We start from the raw sequence: 17,548 nt of genomic DNA on the forward strand, positions 1-17,548 counted from the left end.
CTGCGCGTGCCGCGCGCGAGGATCGACGCCCGACGGGGAGGACGAAGCGAAGGGAGGCCCGGTGGCCGACGTCTACGACATGCACTGCCATCTGGGGTTCGCGGCGGATGCGCCGGCGCTTGCCCGCGGGGGCGCGGCGGCGGGCGTCCGCGCGCTGTCGTGCGCGGTGACGCCCGACGACTTCGTGGCGACCCGCGAGCTCCTGGCCCCCTACCCCGACCTCCACGCCGCCTTGGGCCTCCACCCCTGGTGGGTGGCGGACGGCCGCGTGGGCGCGCCTGACCTGGCGTGCTTCGAGGAGCTGGCGGAGCAGACCCCCTTCATCGGCGAGATCGGCCTCGACTTCGCCGGCGCGCGGGCAAGCGCGCACGAGGCGCAGGCGGAGGCCCTGCGGCGCGCGCTGGCCGCCACCGCGCCGCGCGGGGGCCGGCTCTACTCCGTCCACGCGGTGCGCGCCGCCGACGCGGTGCTCGACCTGCTGGACGAGGCGGGCGCCTTCGCGCCTGACGCCGGCAACGATGTGGTCTTCCACTGGTTCTCCGGCACCTCCGCCGAGCTCGCCCGCGCCCGGGCCCGGGAATGCTGCTTCTCAGTGGGGCCGCGCATGCTCGCCACCCGCCGCGGCCGCGCCTACGCCCGCGACCTGCCCGCCGACCGCCTGCTGCTGGAGACCGACGCGCCCTCCCGCCTGGGCGAGGCGCTCGAGGCCGCCGCCTGGCAGGCGCAGCTCGACGACGCCCTGGCACAGCTGGCGGCGGCCCGTGGCGACGACCCCGCCGAGCTCGCCGCCACGCTGGCCGCCACGAGCGCGCGCCTGCTCGCGCGCTGACACCGGGGGCCGGCACGCCGGGAGCCCGGGCCAGCCGCCCTTCGCGGCCGCGCCGGGAGCCCGAGCCGACTGCCTTCCGCAGACCGCGCCGCCCACCCGCGTCGGCCGCGCCGTCTCGAACGCCGCCCTCCCCCTCCGAGCGCTCGGGCGCGGTTTCGCACGATTTCGTGCAAGAAATGACGGCTCTGCATCGAATCGCAAGGCCAGGCGCGCCCCTGCGGCGAACACGCTCGGCATAACCCCAGATCACTGCCGATCGAGGATTCCCGATCACCCGAGCCGCAACGCAAAGGAGGACGATTCGCGCGCTTTTCCCATGCAAACCCGTCATTTCTTGCACGAAATCGTGCTTTTTCTCGTCCGCGAAGGCGCCACCCGCGCTCCTTTCCCACCATCGACGGGGGCGAAAGCCCTACAATGGCGCAATGCCGGCCCAGCGACCGGCCCATCGGGCGCCGCGCCAGCCGCGCGCCGCCCGCCGCCCGACCGAAAGGACCACGCCATGCCGCCCGCCATGCGCCGCCGCAAGCAGGAGCTTGCCCCCGAAGACGCCATCCGCATCATGGAGGAGGGGGCCTACGGCGTGCTCGGCACCGCCGGCACCGACGGCTTCCCCTACGCCGTGCCGCTCAGCTACGCGTGGCTCGACGGCCGCATCGTCTTCCACTGCGCGCCCGCGGGCCACAAGCTCGACGCCCTGCGCGCCGACCCGCGCGTGTCCTTCGTCGTGGTGGGCTCCAACGAGGTGCGGCCCGAGATCTACACCAACGTGTTCACGTCGGCCATCGCCTTCGGCACCGCGCGCATCGTCGAGGACGAGGCCGAGAAGCGCGCCCTCTGCCGCGCCTTCGCCCTGCGCTACTGCGCCGGGCTCGAGGAGGGCGTGGACGAGGAGATCGACAAGCTCATCGGTCGCACGGCCATCGTGGTCATCGACGTGGAGCAGCTCACCGGCAAGCAGGCCATCGAGCTCGTTCCCAGCAAGGAGGCCTAGGATGGAGGTCATCACCCCCATAGCGGTGCGCTACGCCGAGACCGACATGATGGGCGTGGTCTACCACGCCAACTACCTGCTGTACTTCGAGGACGCCCGCACCGACTTCCTGGAGAAGGCGGGCTTCCCCTACGCCTCCATCGAGGAGGCGGGCTATATGTGCCCCATCTACGCCGTCGACCTGCAATACGGCGAGCCGCTGCGCTATGGCGAGGGCGCCTTCGTGGCCACGCGCGTGGTGGAGTCGCGGCCTACCAAGACCACCTACCTGCAGCGGGTGTTCCGCGAAGGCGACGATCCCGCTACGGCCAAGCCCCTGGTCAGCGGTCACGTCACCGCGTGCATGGTGGAGCGCGACACCTTCCGGCCCGTGAGCATCAAGCGCGCCCTGCCCGAGCTCTACGCGTTCTACGACGGCATCGTCGAGCCGGAGGCGTAGGCGCCGCGCCGAGTCTTGCGTGGCGGGCAGGCGCAGCGCCCTGCGGCGCCCTGCCCGCCAGCCGTCCCCGACCTCAGGAGGCCCCATGACGCTCACCCGCCCCGACACGCTGGACGACCCGCGGCTGGCGGTGTTCTCGTCGCTGACCGACGCCGAGCTGCGCGACCCGCGCCAGCTGGTGGGGCTCGCCCGCGCCCTCGACGCCGACGCCGATCCCGAGCGGCTGGCCGGCGGGCTGTTCGTCGCCGAGTCGGCCAACGTCATCGAGCGGGCGCTCGACGCGGGCCTGGCCCCGTTCGCCCTGATCACCGAGGAACGTTGGCGCGCGGCAGCCGAGCCCCTGGTCGCGCGCATGGTCGCCGCCGACCCCGCGGCCCCCGCCTTCGTGCTCACCGCCGCCGAGCGCCGCGCCGTCACCGGCTACGAGCGCACGCGCGGGCCGCTGGCCGCCTTCCGCCGCCCGGCCCCGGCCGATCCCGCGGCCCTGCTGGCCGGGGCGCGACGCGTGGCGGTGCTCGAGGACGTAGCCAACCACACCAACATCGGCGCCCTCTTCCGCAGCGCGGCGGCCCTCGGCATGGACGCGCTCCTGCTCACCGAGCGCTGCCACGACCCGCTCTACCGCCGCGCGGCCCGCGTGTCCATGGGCACGGTGTTCCAGGTGCCGTGGGCGCGGGTGGACGCCGACTGGCCCGCGCTACTGCGCGCGGCGGGGTTCGCCACCTGCGCGCTCGCGCTCGCCGACGACGCGCTGGCCATCGACGATGCGCGCCTGGCCGCCTGCGAGCGGCTCGCGCTCGTGCTGGGCACCGAAGGCGACGGGCTCGCGCCGGCCACCATCGCCGCCTGCGACTGGGTGGCGCGCATCCCCATGGCCCACGGCGTGGACTCGCTCAACGTGGCCGCCGCGAGCGCCGTGGCGTTCTGGGAGACGCGGGTGCGCTAGCCGGCAGGACGCGTCGCGTGCGACGTGCGAGCCGCGGGCGGCCCCCCGAGGAGGTGACGCGCGATCCGCGGGGCGCCCCAGCCGGCCCAGCCGGCACGGCCGGCGCTCCCCCGGCGTGCCGGCCGCTTGACGCGCGGCCGCATCCCACCGGCCCCCTCACAAGAGAAGGGGCCGCCACGCCACGCGCGACGACCCCTTCCCCGCCCTTCCAACGTCCCGACGCCGGCCACGGCCGCGCGCCGATCGCATTCCTAGCCGATGCCCCCGAAGAAGATGCCCAGCACGATGACGAGCGCGGTGACGCCCACGAACCCATAGCGCGTGAGCACGTCGAACCAGCGGCCGATCGGGCCGTGCCCCAGCTCAGCCTGCTTCTTGGCAAACCCGCGCGGGCACACCCAGAAGAACATGACGGCCGCCAGGAACGCGCCCACGGGGATCACGTAGATGGAGATGACGTCCATCCACAGCGACACCGCGTCCCCGCTCTCAAGCGGCAGGCCCACGGCCACGGCGATGACCGCCACCACGGCCACGGCCGCCCAGCGCGGCAGGCGGAACTGGTCCTGCAGCGCCTCCACCGGCGACTCGAACAGGTTCATGAGGCTCGTCACCGCGGCGAACACGACGGCCAGGAAGAACACGATCATGAAGAGGTTGCCCAGCGGCATCTCCTGGAACACGCCCGGCAGCGTGATGAACAGCAGCGGCGGGCCGCTCGACACGTCCAGCCCGAAGGCGAACAGCGCCGGCACCACGGTGAACGCCGCCACCAGCGCCGCCAGCGTGTCGAAGATGGCCACGTCGCGGGCCGAGCGCACCACGTCCACGTCCTTCTTCAGGTAGCTGCCGTACACAAGGGTGCCGCCGCCCGCCAGCGACAGGCTGAAGAACGCCTGGCCGAGCGCGTAGACCCAGGTGGTGGGGTTGGCGAGCGCCTCCCAGCGTGGCACGAGCAAATACTCGTAGCCCTCGAAGGCCCCCGGCATCATGAACACGCGGATGCCCACGATGACGAACAGCACGAAGAACGCCGGCATGAGCACCTTGTTGATGCGCTCGATGCCGCGGGATATGCCCAGGATCATGATGGCGAAGGTGACGCCCAGCCCCAGCAGGTGGAACCCGACGTTGCCCATCTCAGACGCCACGGCGCCGAAGAACGCGCCCACCTGGTCGGTGCTGATGAGCTGGCCGTCGAGCGACGCCACCAGGTAGTTGACGGCCCAGCCCAGCACCACCGCGTAGCCCACGGCCAGGGCCAGCTGGCCGATGGTGGGCACGAGCCCGATGACACGGCCGATCACGCGGCCGTGGGCCACGCCGCGCATCTCCATGGCCTTGCCGAAGGCGCCGAGCGGACCGGCGCCCATCGCACGGCCGAAGGCCATCTCGCCGATGACGCCGGAGAACCCGAGCAAGGCCACGAACAGCAGGTACGGGATGAGGAAGGCCGCGCCGCCCAAGTCGGCCACGCGATAGGGGAACAGCCAGATGTTGGCCATGCCCACCGCGCTGCCCACGCAGGCCAGGATGAACCCGGTGCGCGACGCCCACGCGTCACGCCCCTTAGGCGCGGAGGCGGCATCAGCCGCCGCGTCGGCGGCGCGGGCCTCCACTTCAACAGAATTCTCGCGGTTTTCTCGCACGGTGCTCCCCTTCCTCTGGCGGAGCCTATCATGATACCCTTCGACGACGGAATTTCTCGGGAGAAAGGGTGATCATGGGCCAGGTCAACGATCGGAAGGTAGCCGTCATCGGATGCGGGTTCGTCGGATCGGCGTCCGCCTTCGCGCTGCTGGAGTCGGGGCTGTTCTCGGAGATGGTGCTCATCGACGTGGACGCCGAGAGGGCCGAGGGCGAGGCGCTCGACATCAGCCACGGCATGGCCTTCGCGAGCCCCATGAGCATCTACGCCGGCACCTACGACGACATCGCCGACGCCGGCGTGATCGTGGTGACGGCAGGCGTCGGGCAGAAGCCGGGCGAGACGCGCATCGACCTCGTGCACCGCAACGTCGAGGTGTTCCGCGGCATCATGGGCGAGATTCGCGCGCGGGACTGCGGCGGCATCCTGCTCGTGGTGTCCAACCCCGTCGACGTGCTCACCTATGCGGCCATCCGCCTGTCGGGGATGCCGGAGGATCGGGTGATCGGCTCGGGCACGGTGCTCGACACCGCGCGGCTCAAGCAGATCATCGGCGAGCGCCTGGAGGTTGACCCGCGCAACGTCCACGCCCGCATCCTCGGCGAGCACGGCGACAGCGAGATCATCGCCTGGTCGAGCGCGCACGTGGCCGGCATCCCGCTCGAGGACTTCTTCAACATGCGCGCCGAGGGCTCCTACGCCGCCTTCCGCGACGAGATGAGCGACCTGGTGCGCAACGCCGCCTACGAGATCATCCGCCGCAAGCGGGCCACCTACTATGGCATCGCGCTCTCGGTCAAGCGCATCTGCGAGGCCATCGTGCGCGACGAGAAGTCGGTGCTGTCGGTGTCCAACATGCTCCACGGCGAGTTCGGCATCGAGGGCGTGGCGCTGTCCACCCCCTGCATCGTGGGGCGCGCCGGCATCGAGGGCCGCATGCCCCCGTCGCTCAACTACGCCGAGCAGCAGAGCCTGAAGGAGTCCGCCGCGCTGCTGCGCGAGGTGATCGACGAGATAGCGCTGGAGGACGCGGGCGCGTAGGAGGCGCAGGAGGGCGGGTTCGCGCGAGCGCGGGGCCGCGAGTTCGCTGGGCGCGAGCCGAGCGCGGGCCGCTGGCGCGAGGGCACAGTCCGGCCCAGTTGGCTGCGACCAAGGCCGGGGCGAGGGCGCGGAGCGGCGCGAGCCGCGGGTGCGCCGGGCTGGCGCGGATCGCCGGTGCGCTAGGCGCGGGGCCGCGAGTTCGCTGGCCGCGAGCCGCGGGCGCGAGGGCGCAGTCCGGCCCGGCCGGCTGCGACCGGGGACGGGACTGGAACCGGAGCCGGACGGGATGCGGGCGGAAACAGGCCGACGGCAGCGCCTTCCGGATTTCTGGCCATTTTTGCCATGGTTTACGCAGATTTCCCGCCAAGAACCGCCCTGCCCGCATGCGGCCAATCCGCCGACCTGGGGAAACGCGGCCCGCCACGATTCGCGGGCGGCAGCTTCCCCTCACCGGTTGCGTAAAGCGTAGCGAAATTGGCCAGAAATCCGGAAAGAGCCTCCGCAAGGCGAGCATGCTACGCCACGAAATCCCCGTTGAGCGCCATCATGAGGGCGAACAACGCGAGCCCGACGGCCACCAGGGCCAGCGCCGTCCTTCCCGGGCGCGGGAGGGTCCGCCCCAGCTGGCGCCCGAGCCATCGGCGGTCTGCCAGCGGGTAGAACACCGCCACGAAGATGAGCTCCACGGCGATGACGCCGATCCAGCGAACGCTCGGCGCGTACTGGGCCATGCTCGACCCCGCCTTGGGATCGAGCGCCTCGCCGATGCCGCCCATAAGGAACAGGGCCGCCAGGACGAAGGCGGCCACGGTGCGCGCCGCGCCCTTCCCGCCATTTCGTCGCGGCGGCTCGCCGGCGGCCGCGCGCGCCGCCCCAGCGCCTTCCGGCCCGCTGACGCCCAGGTGTTCGGGACGCCCCGCGAACACGGGCGCCACGGCTGCCTCCCCCGCCGTCGGGATCCGCGAACCACCGCCCGCACCCCCGCCGGTCCAGGCCGGCGGCGCGCCCGGCACCTCCGAAGCGCCCTGCGCCATGGCGGACGCCCCCGGAACCTGAGGGCCCGCGCAGGCCGCCATGAAGGCCTCGCACAGGGCACGGACGGACGGGTAGCGCGCGGCTGGGTCGAAGGCCGTCGCCCGGGCCAGCACGGGGCGCAGTGCCACGGGCACCCCCGGCTCGTCGAAGGCGCCTCCCGCCAGGCGCGGCGAGGGCACCTCCTCGGTAAGCAGGTAGTACAGCAGCATCCCCAGCGCGTAGACGTCGCTGCGCACGTCGGTCTGGCCGTAGCCGAACTGCTCGGGCGGCGCGTAGGCCCGCGTGCCGAAGCTGGCGGTGTCGCCCTCGGCGCCCTCGCGGTAGGCCCGGGCGATGCCGAAGTCGATGAGGGTTAGGTTCCCCTCGGACAGAATGACGTTGCCCGGCTTGAGGTCGCGGTGGATGAGCGGCGGGTCGAAGCCCTCGTGCAGCTCGACGACCGCGTCGCACAGCAGCGGGAACACCTCCTGGGCCAGGGCCGGCGACGGGTCGCGGCGGTAGACCGCCTCATGGAGCGTCTCGCCGCGGACGTACTCCATGATGACCACCAGCTCGTCATCGCGCTCGTAGCAGTCCTCGATCCGCGGCAGGTGCCGGAAGCGGGCGCCGGCGCGCTGGGCGGCCATGATGGCGGGATAGGCCGCCCCCATGCACGCCTCGCGCTTGATGCGCTTGCGAACGAAGGGGCCCAGCTCGGCGTCGTTGGCGCCCGCGAAGCAGACCACCTCCGTGGTCTCGTGAGGCGCCTCCTTTAGCACGCGGACGACGCGGTAGCACGCGTCGCGCTTGAGGGCGTCCAGGTATGAGGCGATGTCGTTTTCCATAGGATGTGATGGTAGCAAATACCGACAGCGGGAAGCGGCGGGGGCGCCGTCAGCCAGCGTCCGGCCAGGATGGCCGCCGATCCCGGCCGTCCCCGCCGAAGCATCCGCGGCGGCGCTCCGAGCCCGCCGGCCCGCGCCTTGCGCCCTGCCCGTTGGCGCGCTCGCCCGCCGCCGCGGACGCAGGTTAGCCGATGGTGTCTTCCTGGAAGCGGTAGAGCTCCTCGTCGGCGCGCTGGAGCGAGTAGCCGTGGGTGAGGGCGAAGATGATGATGGCGTCGCGGCGGCTCTTGCAGTACAGCTCGTTGGCGCCCCCGGCCTTGAGCAGGCGGTTCGCCTCGGTGAGCGTGAGGCCCAGGGCGAAGGCGAGGGCCAGCAGCTTGTCGCGGGAGGCGCCGCGCGCGCCGGTGAAGATCTGGTAGCCGAAGGTCTCGTTGAGCCCCGCGGCACGCACCACGTCGGCGCGCTTGAGCCCCTTCTCGGCCAGCAGCTGCTGGAGGTAGCCGGACAGGCCGCGCTCGCCCACGCGGCGGTCGCGGATGAACCGCTCGGGGCTCGGCGCCGCCAGCAGCTCAGCCAGCAAGTCCTCTGTCAGCGGCTCCTCCACCCGTCTCTTCCTCCTTCGCGCCATCCTGTCTTCTTCCCATTGTAGCGCCAGCCCGCGCGCGGGCGGGACGGAGGCGGGCCGCGACCCGTCCCTCCCCCGCGCTACGCGCCGGCAGCCGGCGCGCCGGCCCTAGTAGGCCGAGGCCTCCACGATCTCGAAGGTGGCTCCCCTCATGGCCTCGAGCTTGTCGGAGGGCACGAAGGTGAACAGCTCGAAGTCCTGGCTCTGGCCGGGACGCAGGTCGCTGGCCATCGCGTAGCCGTCGTCGATGCGCCCGCCATCGGGCCCGACGGCCTCGATGTGGATGTTGAAGGTGGCGGTCTGGTCGGACTTGTTGGTCAGGGTGACCGGCAGCCCCGTGTCCGCGAGGCCGTACTTGTCCTCGGTGGCGGCGAAGGCGCCTATCTGCACGTCCACCTCCTCGGCGAGCACCTGGTCGGTAGCATCGCCGGTCATGCGGTCGAGGTTGGCATCGGCCTCAGCCTTGGCCTGGTCGAAGGCGGCGTCGGTCTCGGCCTGGACCTTGTCGATGGCCGCGGAGTAGAGCGCCTGGGTGCCCAGGACAACGGCCCCGGCCACCACGGCCACCACGATGCCCGCGATGGCGAGCCCGCGGCCCGCGCGCTTGCCCCGGCTCGCGGCCACCACGCCGACGATGCCGAAGATCACGGCCAGCACGGCCAGGATGAACGAGAGGTTGTTGATGATGGGCAGAAACGACGTGACCGCCGCGACGATGCCCAGCACGAGCGAGGCGATGGCCATGCCGGACTTGGGCAGCGGAACAGCGGGGGCGCCCGCGGGGGCGATCGGCGCGCTCTGGGTGTTGGACATAAGAATCCCTTTCTCTCTGAAGCCGCCGAGGCGGCGGTTGCAAAAGTGAAGGGTATTCGTTCGCCGAAGCGACTTCATTAGCTGGGAGCTAAGATCGGGAGCTTTTTCGGAGGCAGAACGCGAGAGGCGGCGCCTTTGGCGGAGCGTGGCCGCAGAGCGAGGGGCGCCTTCCGGATTTCTGGCCATTTTTGCCATGGTTTACGCAGGTTTCCCGCCAAAGATCGCCCCGCTCATGTACGGTCAACTCGCTGACCTGGGGGAACGCAGACTGCTACGGCCCACGGACGGCAGCCTCCCCTCCTCGGCCGCGTAAAGCGTAGCGAAATTGGCCAGAAATCCGGAAAGGGGGCGCGAGACGAGGCCGCCGCCGAGGTTCTGCGCCAGATTCGAGAGGGAATCAGACGCGTGGCGAAGCCGCACGGGACGAACGAGCCGCCGCTCAAGCCCAGCGTGATGTCACGGGAGAGTCGGCTAGCCGCCGGCACGCCGGCCAGCGAGCCCGATGCATCGAGCGCCCGCGAGGCGAGCGCGCCGGCCGGCTAGCGGGCCGCCGCCTGGGCGGCTATGGCGCGGGCCACCTGGCGGCGCTGGACGGCGTGCTTGAGAAGCTCGAGCGCACCGATGACGGCACCGCCCAGGAGGAACGCCGGCAGGCTGAAGGTGTCGGCGGTGAGCGGGGGCTGGGGCACGTCCAGCGTGACCGGCCCCAGCGCGATGGCCACGAGCGACCCCACCATGAAGCCGAGCAGGCAGTAGACCGTCTGCGAGCGGAAGTCGGCGAGCGCACGCTTCACCAGCTTCACGACGGTGAGCAGCCCCGCAACGGCGCCCGCGGCGAACAGCGCGATGGCCGGCAGCACGGAGAAGTCGCCGCCCATGAGGGCCTTGAGCGCGTCCATCACCGGCAGGTACAGGCCGAAGATGAGCAGGAACGTCGACCCGGACACTCCCGGCAGGATCATGGCCGACACGGCCACCATGGCGGCGGCCACCAGATAGGCGCCGCTGCCCGCATCGAGCGCAGCGAGGTCGATGCCTCCCCCGCCGTCGACGTCAAGCGCGCCCTCGGCCACGGCGCCCGCCGCGTCCAGCCCGACGCCCTGTGCGAGCGCGCCAGGATCGACCACGCCGACCTGCGCCGCCAACGCGCCCACGGCCGACACCTCGGCCGCGTCCCCGCCGAGCGCCGCCGCGTTGGCCAGCGTGACGCCCACCACCACGGCGATGCCGACGAACGTCCACGCCAGGTTGCCGTAACGGCCGCGCACGTAGGCATGCTCGTCGCGGACGATGAGCGGCACCGAGAACACGATGAATCCCATGAACATCGAGCTCACCAGGTAGATCTGGCTCTCGAACAGACCTGTGAGCACGGCCACGGCCAGCCCGAAGCCCACCACCCAGCCTGCGCCGAGTCGCGCAAGGAAGCCGGCCGCCCGCCGTCGCTCGGCCGGCGTGCCGGACACGAGTCGATCGAGCGACCACAGCAGCTGGTCGTAGATGCCCACGATAAAGGCGATGGTGCCGCCGGACACCCCGGGGACGCTGTCTGCCAGCGCCATGAGAAAACCGCCGAGCGTGCCCAATGCCGCGCTCCTTCCAGCTAGGGAGAGGTCAAGTCGGGTCAGGGTAGCATGGCCGCGCTCGCACGCGCCGCGGTCGCCGCGCGCGCTCACAGGATGCGCACGGGGTCGCCATGGAGCCGCCACAACGCGCTGTCATGCTTTTTCGCGCCAATCCTGCAAATTCGGACGGTTTTGCACTCCGGCGTAGGGTCTCGGGGACATCCCAGCCAAGTACGGAGATCATTTGCCCAGGTCGCGCATGACGCCCCGCCCTTCCAGCGCGAGAGAGCGACTGTCTTCGGGTGCAAAACCGTTCGAATTTGCAGAATTGGCGCGAAATGCGAAGGTCCGCCCTCCAGCGGCCCATCGCTCGACCGCGCCGCGCGACGCCACTCACCTCTCGTGCAAAAGCAGCCCGCGCGCTTGTGCTCCCGGCACCCGCTCGCCGCTACCCGCAGCTCCCAAGTGCCTGCGACATCTCGCCGTCGCTCGTCCACGCCCGAGCACCCGCGGCGCGCCTCTTGGCCGCCGCCCACGCCCGCGCCGACACGCGCCTGTGCCCCGCCTCTTGGCTGCCGCCCGACGCGGGCGCAGCGTCACCGCCCGTCACCAGCACAAGCCACCGCCCGCAGCCGCGCCCCGGCCTACGTGCCCGCAGCGCCCACGGGCACTCCACGCACTTGCGACGCCTCACCGCTATCCACACCTGCGATGCCGCCGCCTGCGCCCGCGCCTTGCCTCTTGGCGCCGCTCACGCCCGCAGCGCCGCAGCAGCCCCCCGAGCGCCCGCGCCACGCGCCCCATCCGCCCCGCTCGACCGCGCCCCGCACGCCCCGCCCGCCTCGCGCCCCAGCCCTGACCCGCACCCGCGCCCGGACGCACGAGGGCCCCGGGGCGGCTGCGTGCCCCGGGGCCCTCGTGCGTCCGTTGCGCGGCGGCTACAGCATGGTCGCGCGCAGCTCGGCGTCGTCGACGGCGCTCAGGTACGCGGGCGGGATGTCGAAGAGCGTCTTGGCGCCCACCACGCCCTCGCCGGCCAGGCGCCACGCGGCGCGGGCGCAGGCCACCAGCACGCTGCCGGTGAACTCGGGGTTGGAGTCCAGCTTGAGGGAGTACTCGATCACATGGGTGTTCTGCCCCTCGGCGCCCGTCGCGCCCGTGCGGATGACCGACCCGCCATGCGGAATGCCAGCATGGTCGCGGTCAAGCTCCTCCTTGCTGATGAAGGTGACCGTCGTGTCGTAGTCGGAGAAGTAGTTGGGCATCTCGACGATGGCCTTCTCGATGGCAGCCAGGTCGGCGCCCTCCTCCGCCACCACATAGCACTCGCGCGTGTGCTTCTGGCGGGTGGTCAGCTCGGGACGCTCGCCGGCACGCACGGCCTCGAGCGCGGCAGGCACGGGCACCGTGTACTGGCGCGCGTCCACGACGCCGGGCACGCGGCGAATGGCGTCGGAATGGCCCTGCGACACGCCGCGGCCCCAGAAGGTGTAGTCGGCGCCGTTGGGCAGCACGGCGTTGGCGTACAGACGCGCGATGGAGAACATGCCCGGATCCCAGCCGGCCGAGATGACGGCGACCTTGCCGCCCTCGCGCGCAGCGGCATCCACGGCCGCGAAGTGGGCGGGGATGTTGGCATGGGTGTCGAAGGAGTCCACCACGTTGAACAGGCTCGCGCAGGCCGGCGTCTGCTCGGGCAGGTCGGTGGCCGATCCGCCGCCCAGCACCAGCACGTCGACGTCGTCTGCATGGGCCGCCAGGTCGTCGGCGGAATAGACCGCCACGCCCTCAGTCAGCGGCGTGATGCTCGCGGGGTCGCGGCGCGTGAACACGGCCACGAGCTGGACGTCGTCGTTGTCGCGGCAGGCCAGCTCGACGCCACGGCCGAGGTTGCCATAGCCCAAGATGCCAATGCGGGTAACAGACATTCTTCCTCCTTGGGGGGATGCGAGGGTAGCGTTGATGGTGTCCATTATGGCCACCCTATGTTTCGAAGATGTGAAGGAAGGGGGCTCTTCGCGAAACAACCAGGGAACAGGCGGCGGCGAGGCCTGGGGATAAGCCGCGATGCATGCGCGAGGCTCGAGAGGCCCACCGCCGCCAGACTCGGCCGCGCCGGGATGTGCTGCCCGCCCCTCAGCGCTTCCGGGACGGTCGGCGCGCGGGAGGGCCCACCGGCTTCACGGTGAGCGGCGCCTTGCCGGAGGCGTCGCCTCCACGCGAGACGCCCCGGGGGCCGCGGCGCGGGCGGGCCGCAGCCCCCTCCCCCGCCTCCTCGGCGCGGCTTGCCAGCGAGCGCGCGAAGGACACCTCGCGCGGGACGCGCAGCGTGAAGACGGTCACGCCGTCGCGGCTCATGGCCGTGATGTCGCCGCCGTGGGCGCCCACGATCTCCTTGGCGATGGCCAGGCCCAAGCCCGCCCCGCCGCTACCGCTCGTGCGCGCGCCGTCCTCGCGGTAGAACTTCTCGAAGATGGCCTCCAGGTGCGCCTCGGATATCTCTCGGCCGCGGTTGCGCACGGCGATGGACACCCACGGCCCGTCGCAGGAGGCGGCCAAGTCGACGGAGGTACCGTCCTCCGCATAGGCCACGGCATTGCGCATGACGTTGCCGAGCGCCCGGGCGAGCTTGTCGGGATCGACGAAGAACCGCACGTCAGGCGGGGCAGCCACCCGCAGCCCGATGCCGCGAGCCGAGGTCTCGGGGAAGAACGACTCGGCCACCTGCTGGCAGAACAGCCGCACGTCCACGTTCTCGCGCTCGATGGGGATGGCCTGCAGGTTGTAGCGCGTGATCTCGAAGAACTCGCCGATGAGCCCCTCCAGGCGCTCGGCCTTGGCGTAGGCCGTCTCGGCGTACTTGCGCTGGGTGTCGGGCGGCAGCACCGCGGCGTCACGCAAAAGGTCGAGGTAGCCGAGCACGGAGGTGAGCGGCGTGCGGATGTCGTGGGCCAGGTAGGCCACCAGCTCGTTCTTGCGGCGCTCGGCTGCCTGGGCGGCGCGCTCGTCGGCCAGCGACTGCGAGCGGATGACGGCCAGCTCGTTCTGGGCGATGGAGAGCCCCGGCGGCAGCTCGATGGGCGCATCGCGGTCGGCCAGCAGCCGCGCCACCGCCTCGGACAAGTCGTCGAAGTAGCGCAGCGACCGGTTGAGCGCCATCACCACGATGACGAGCCACCCTGCCGCGAGCACCGCGGCCGCGAGCGGCAGCTTGAAGGACTTGATCAGGGCGTAGGTGCTCACGTCGCGGATGAGCCAGTAGCCATCAGGATTGAGCGACTCCTGCCAGACGGGGTTGGACGAGGCGACGCCCAGCTGCACGGCCTGGTCGGAGGCAGGCAGCTGCCTCCATTCGTCATGGACGTCGGTCTGAGACTGCTTGAGGGCTTCCGCCACCAGCTGATCCAGGTCTTCCTGGCTGTAGCCCATCACCGAGGCGTTGAGCAGAATCTCGTTGACGTTGACGCCGCCGATGGCCTGGGGCACCGCCAGGGAGAGCTGCTCGGGCACGCCGGCCAGAAGGGCGCCCATGGCCGCCACCTGCGCCGCGCTCGCATCACTCGCCCGCTTCACCACGCCCGTTGCCACGAGCGCGTCAAGCGCCTCCTGGAGGGAATGCGGCGAAGGCGTGCCCACCACGTCCCGGGAGACGACCGACGCCGACACGCTGCCCGAGGAGTCGACGGCGCTCTCGTTGGTTCCGGCGCCACCCGCGGCATCGGAGAAGATCCCCGTCATGCCCACCTTATCGGCCCAGGTCAGGGCATCTTCAGCAGTGCCCGGATCCGTGGGAAGCCCCTCCTTGCCCATCTGGTCTGTCAAGTCGTCCAGATAGGCGGTGCCACCGGCAAGGCCGTAGTCGGCCATGATCGCCTCGAAGCGGTCCGTCGAGTCCAGCACGCGCCAGGTGGACGTGCTGTCGGCCACGAAGTCGGCCAGAGGGCCCATGACGAACCCCTCGAGCAGAAGGCAGATGAGGGCGAACGCGGCGGTGAACGCCGCCAGGTTGCGCCCGAGGCGGCCGAGCAGGGTGCGACGCAGGACGCGCGCCTGCTCGCTCCTAAGCGCCATGGCCGCCGGCGCCCAGGGCGTCACGCAGCTTGTAGCCCACCCCCCAGGCGGTCTCGATGAACTGCGTGGACGAGTCGATGGCCGCGAGCTTCTGGCGCAGGTGGCGGATGTGGACCATCACGGTGTTGGCCGCCGCGTCATCGTAGCGCTCGCCCCAGGCGCCCTCGAACAGGTCGCGCGTGGAGACCGGCGAGCCGGCCGACTTGGCCAAGATCGAGAGGATGGCGAACTCCTTGGGCGTGAGCTGGAGCGGCTCACCGAGCAGCGTCGCCTTGTGGGCGCGCAGGTCGACCTCCACCGCGCCGGCGCGCAGCACGTCAGCCGTCGCCTGCGCCCCGGCCCGGGCGCGGCGCAGACGCGCCTTCACGCGGGCCACGAGCTCGCGGGGCTTGAAGGGCTTGGTCACATAATCGTCCGCGCCGAGGGTGAAGCCCACCACCTGGTCGGCCTCCTCGTCCTTGGCCGACAGGAACACGATGGGGATATCGGAGACGGCGCGCACGCGCGTGCACAGCTCGAAGCCGTCCATGCCGGGCATCATGATGTCGAAGATCCCCAGGTCGTAGCGCTCGCGCTCGAGCAGCTGGAGGGCCTGGGCGGCGCCATAGCAGGCGCGCACCTCCATCCCCTCGGCTCCGAGGAGGCTGGCTACCAGATCGGCGATGGCCCGCTCGTCGTCCACCACCAGTATGCGCGCTGCTCTCTCCATGGGGCCTATTGTAGGCGAAGACGCCCCGATCCCGCAGCCACGCGCCGCGACGTGCGGCGTCTTAAGGAAAAAATAAGGGGCGTTAAGAAAGTCCTCAGCATTCGCTATGGGAACGTTAAACGGGCCCTCCCCTAAGGTAGGGGGCACGACGCGGAGCCTTGCGGAGGAGGGGCCCGACCCCCTCCGTGAGGCGCAGGCGCCCGCCAGCTCACCGACCCTCCCGACAGGCGAGGCGCCCCGCGTCGGCAACGCCAGATCACCCGGCATTCCGGCGCGCGACGAGTCGCCGCCAGCCGCCGCGCACCCGCCAAGGAGGAGACGCGCCATGGATGAGTTTTCCGCCCCCAACGCCCTCAGCTTCAGCCGCAGCCAGTGGCGCCGGCCCGACCAGCGCGCCGCGCAGGAGGCCGGCTCGTGGCGGCGCGAGGACGCCCCCGCGATCGCGGCGAGCGGCGCCGGCGCGGGCGGCACTGGCCTGGGCAGTTCTCGCGCGGGCGCAACTGGCAGCACGACCGGCAACCCCCGCCTCCGCGCTGCCAGCGGGGCAGACGAGGTGGCGCCAGCCCCCACGTGGTATGAGGTTCCCGCCGCGACGGCGCCGCCCCGCCGCCCTTCCGCGCGCCGGCCCGCCGCCACGACCTGGCACGGCGGGACCGCCGCAGCGGCGCGGGCCGGCAGGGGCCTGGCCGCATCGCTGCGGCTCGTGCCCATGGTGGCCGCCCTCGGGCTGGCAGCGCTGATCCTCGCCGGCGCGATGGGCCTCGCGGCGCTCGTCGGTGGCGGCGAGGCGAGCGACCAGTCGGGCACGCTGCTCGGCCAATCGGGGGCTGCTCCGACCGGCGACACGACCCCGAGCGCCCCCGATGAGGACACGCCGCCCACGAGCACGCCGCGCAGCCAGTGGGCACGCGGCGCCGTTCCCTTCCTCTACCAGACCGACGAGGAGTGGGCCGACGCCCCCTATGCCGGCGCCAGCGTGGCCGAGTCCGGCTGCGGCCCCACCTGCCTGTCCATGGTATATGTGGCCCTCACCGGCAAGACCGACCGCGACCCCGCGGCCATGGCAGCGTTCAGCGAGCAGGGCGGCTACGTCGAGAGCGGCATGACCGCCTGGCGCCTCATGAGCGACGGCGCCCGCACGATAGGCCTGCGCTCGCGCGAGCTCAGCGCCAGCGCTGACGCCATCCGCGCCGAGCTGCGGGCGGGACGGCCCGTCATCTGCAGCGTGGGGCCGGGCGACTTCACCACGAAGGGCCACTTCATCGTGCTGTCCGGCGTGAACGAGAACGGTGACGTCATCGTGCACGACCCCAACAGCGAGCAGCGCAGCCTCCAACCGTGGGACCCCGACCGCATCATCAGCCAGTGCCTCAACCTCTGGTCCTTCGAGCGCGCCTAGCACCCGGCCGCCATCCGACCGCGGCGGCGGGAACCTGAACGCGGAGGGGCCCGGCTCAGACGAGCCGGGCCCCTCCTGCGCATCCTCCGCCTCGCGCGCGCCGCTACGTGAGCAGCAGCACGATGAGGATGACCAGCAGCACCACGATGAGCGGCACCGTCACCTTGAAGAACAGCGGGACGCCCGCGAGAAAGCCGCCCCCGGCGCCGGCGTAGTCGCCGCGCCCGCTGACGACGCCGCCCGAGAACCCGACCCCCGACGGCGCGCGATGCCCCGGCCCGTGGGGCCGCACGCGGGCGGGGATGCCGCCCATCGCGCCGGCGTCCGGCACGGAGTCGAAGCCCTGGCCGGCCCGCGAGTGCCAGCGCGTCTCGGTCATGGACGCGTCGATGGCCGCACGCGGGCGGTCGCGGTCGTCGTGGGACAGCGCCGATATCTGGTGGCTCTCGTTGAAGGTGCGCGAGTCGATGGAGCCGCGCCCGTCGATGACCTCGCGATTCCCGGCGGCGCGGCGGGCCTCGTCCAAGACGTCGCGGCTGGCGCGGGCGCGCTCGTAGGACGCGCGCGAGCGGCGCATGCTGTCGTAGCTCTCCTGCGATGAGAGGGGCTC

15 protein-coding genes are annotated in these 17,548 nt (G+C 71.8%); 6 read left to right on the forward strand and 9 right to left on the reverse strand.

Annotation, left to right across the window (positions count from 1 at the left end; all coding sequences use genetic code 11):
• The first annotated feature begins 61 nt into the window (after positions 1–61).
• The 4 genes from AC6I0Y_RS08565 to AC6I0Y_RS08580 all read left to right on the forward strand — a co-directional run bounded on the left by AC6I0Y_RS08565 (position 62) and on the right by AC6I0Y_RS08580 (position 3,208).
• Positions 62–829: a TatD family hydrolase gene (locus tag AC6I0Y_RS08565; RefSeq protein WP_497730931.1), complete on the forward strand. Its 768-nt coding sequence runs from the start codon at positions 62–64 to the stop codon at positions 827–829.
• Positions 830–1,331: 502 nt separating this feature from the next.
• The gene (locus AC6I0Y_RS08570) at positions 1,332–1,823 is read left to right on the forward strand and encodes a pyridoxamine 5'-phosphate oxidase family protein (RefSeq protein WP_160710416.1); all 492 of its coding nucleotides are present in this window, start codon (positions 1,332–1,334) and stop codon (positions 1,821–1,823) included.
• 1 nt (position 1,824) lies between these two features.
• Complete coding sequence (locus tag AC6I0Y_RS08575; protein ID WP_160710417.1) at positions 1,825–2,262, forward strand: acyl-CoA thioesterase; 438 nt, start codon at positions 1,825–1,827, stop codon at positions 2,260–2,262.
• Positions 2,263–2,347: 85 nt separating this feature from the next.
• A complete protein-coding gene (locus tag AC6I0Y_RS08580; RefSeq protein WP_497730934.1) occupies positions 2,348–3,208 on the forward strand; it encodes a TrmH family RNA methyltransferase in 861 nt (286 codons plus the stop codon).
• Between the two features lie 251 nt (positions 3,209–3,459).
• On the opposite strand, the gene AC6I0Y_RS08585 is transcribed toward AC6I0Y_RS08580, so the two are convergent.
• Complete coding sequence (locus AC6I0Y_RS08585) at positions 3,460–4,857, reverse strand: sodium-dependent transporter (protein WP_497730937.1); 1,398 nt, start codon at positions 4,855–4,857, stop codon at positions 3,460–3,462.
• Positions 4,858–4,931: 74 nt separating this feature from the next.
• On the opposite strand from AC6I0Y_RS08585, the gene AC6I0Y_RS08590 reads away from it, so the two are divergent.
• Entirely contained in the window at positions 4,932–5,897 is a 966-nt protein-coding gene (locus tag AC6I0Y_RS08590; RefSeq protein ID WP_201751075.1) for an L-lactate dehydrogenase, read from the forward strand.
• Positions 5,898–6,412: 515 nt separating this feature from the next.
• On the opposite strand, the gene AC6I0Y_RS08595 is transcribed toward AC6I0Y_RS08590, so the two are convergent.
• The 7 genes from AC6I0Y_RS08595 to AC6I0Y_RS08625 all read right to left on the reverse strand — a co-directional run bounded on the left by AC6I0Y_RS08595 (position 6,413) and on the right by AC6I0Y_RS08625 (position 15,539).
• A complete protein-coding gene (locus tag AC6I0Y_RS08595) occupies positions 6,413–7,756 on the reverse strand; it encodes a serine/threonine protein kinase (protein WP_497730941.1) in 1,344 nt (447 codons plus the stop codon).
• 184 nt (positions 7,757–7,940) lie between these two features.
• Positions 7,941–8,384, reverse strand: coding sequence for a helix-turn-helix domain-containing protein (locus AC6I0Y_RS08600; protein ID WP_497730944.1), 444 nt, complete (start codon positions 8,382–8,384; stop codon positions 7,941–7,943).
• 105 nt (positions 8,385–8,489) lie between these two features.
• Positions 8,490–9,194: a DUF4190 domain-containing protein gene (locus AC6I0Y_RS08605; protein ID WP_497730948.1), complete on the reverse strand. Its 705-nt coding sequence runs from the start codon at positions 9,192–9,194 to the stop codon at positions 8,490–8,492.
• Positions 9,195–9,733: 539 nt separating this feature from the next.
• Entirely contained in the window at positions 9,734–10,780 is a 1,047-nt protein-coding gene (locus AC6I0Y_RS08610; protein ID WP_497730951.1) for a DUF368 domain-containing protein, read from the reverse strand.
• Positions 10,781–11,697: 917 nt separating this feature from the next.
• Positions 11,698–12,687, reverse strand: coding sequence for a diaminopimelate dehydrogenase (locus AC6I0Y_RS08615; RefSeq protein ID WP_160710455.1), 990 nt, complete (start codon positions 12,685–12,687; stop codon positions 11,698–11,700).
• Positions 12,688–12,895: 208 nt separating this feature from the next.
• On the reverse strand, positions 12,896–14,830 hold the full coding sequence (locus AC6I0Y_RS08620; RefSeq protein WP_497730954.1) for a sensor histidine kinase: 1,935 nt from the start codon (positions 14,828–14,830) through the stop codon (positions 12,896–12,898).
• Positions 14,820–15,539: a response regulator transcription factor gene (locus tag AC6I0Y_RS08625; RefSeq protein WP_160710457.1), complete on the reverse strand. Its 720-nt coding sequence runs from the start codon at positions 15,537–15,539 to the stop codon at positions 14,820–14,822. The genes AC6I0Y_RS08620 and AC6I0Y_RS08625 overlap by 11 nt, the downstream gene beginning before the upstream one ends.
• 325 nt (positions 15,540–15,864) lie before the next feature.
• Between AC6I0Y_RS08625 and AC6I0Y_RS08630 the strand changes: the two genes are divergently transcribed.
• Complete coding sequence (locus AC6I0Y_RS08630) at positions 15,865–16,938, forward strand: C39 family peptidase (protein WP_497730957.1); 1,074 nt, start codon at positions 15,865–15,867, stop codon at positions 16,936–16,938.
• Between the two features lie 103 nt (positions 16,939–17,041).
• Here AC6I0Y_RS08630 and AC6I0Y_RS08635 read toward each other — a convergent pair whose 3' ends face one another.
• Positions 17,042–17,515 (reverse strand): hypothetical protein, encoded by a 474-nt coding sequence (locus AC6I0Y_RS08635; protein ID WP_497730962.1) that lies wholly within the window; start codon positions 17,513–17,515, stop codon positions 17,042–17,044.
• Between the last annotated feature and the right edge of the window lie 33 nt (positions 17,516–17,548).

The sequence above is a fragment of the Adlercreutzia sp. St.1H8 genome (assembly GCF_059728655.1).

Coding starts and splice junctions, on each gene's coding strand:
- AC6I0Y_RS08570 (WP_160710416.1), top strand. CDS start 1,332: ATGCCGCCCGCCATGCGCCGCCGCAAGCAGGAGCTTGCCCCCGAAGAC.
- AC6I0Y_RS08575 (WP_160710417.1), top strand. CDS start 1,825: ATGGAGGTCATCACCCCCATAGCGGTGCGCTACGCCGAGACCGACATG.
- AC6I0Y_RS08580 (WP_497730934.1), top strand. CDS start 2,348: ATGACGCTCACCCGCCCCGACACGCTGGACGACCCGCGGCTGGCGGTG.
- AC6I0Y_RS08590 (WP_201751075.1), top strand. CDS start 4,932: ATGGGCCAGGTCAACGATCGGAAGGTAGCCGTCATCGGATGCGGGTTC.
- AC6I0Y_RS08595 (WP_497730941.1), bottom strand. CDS start 7,756: ATGGAAAACGACATCGCCTCATACCTGGACGCCCTCAAGCGCGACGCG.
- AC6I0Y_RS08600 (WP_497730944.1), bottom strand. CDS start 8,384: ATGGCGCGAAGGAGGAAGAGACGGGTGGAGGAGCCGCTGACAGAGGAC.
- AC6I0Y_RS08605 (WP_497730948.1), bottom strand. CDS start 9,194: ATGTCCAACACCCAGAGCGCGCCGATCGCCCCCGCGGGCGCCCCCGCT.
- AC6I0Y_RS08615 (WP_160710455.1), bottom strand. CDS start 12,687: ATGTCTGTTACCCGCATTGGCATCTTGGGCTATGGCAACCTCGGCCGT.
- AC6I0Y_RS08620 (WP_497730954.1), bottom strand. CDS start 14,830: ATGGCGCTTAGGAGCGAGCAGGCGCGCGTCCTGCGTCGCACCCTGCTC.
- AC6I0Y_RS08625 (WP_160710457.1), bottom strand. CDS start 15,539: ATGGAGAGAGCAGCGCGCATACTGGTGGTGGACGACGAGCGGGCCATC.
- AC6I0Y_RS08630 (WP_497730957.1), top strand. CDS start 15,865: ATGGATGAGTTTTCCGCCCCCAACGCCCTCAGCTTCAGCCGCAGCCAG.
- AC6I0Y_RS08635 (WP_497730962.1), bottom strand. CDS start 17,515: ATGCGCCGCTCGCGCGCGTCCTACGAGCGCGCCCGCGCCAGCCGCGAC.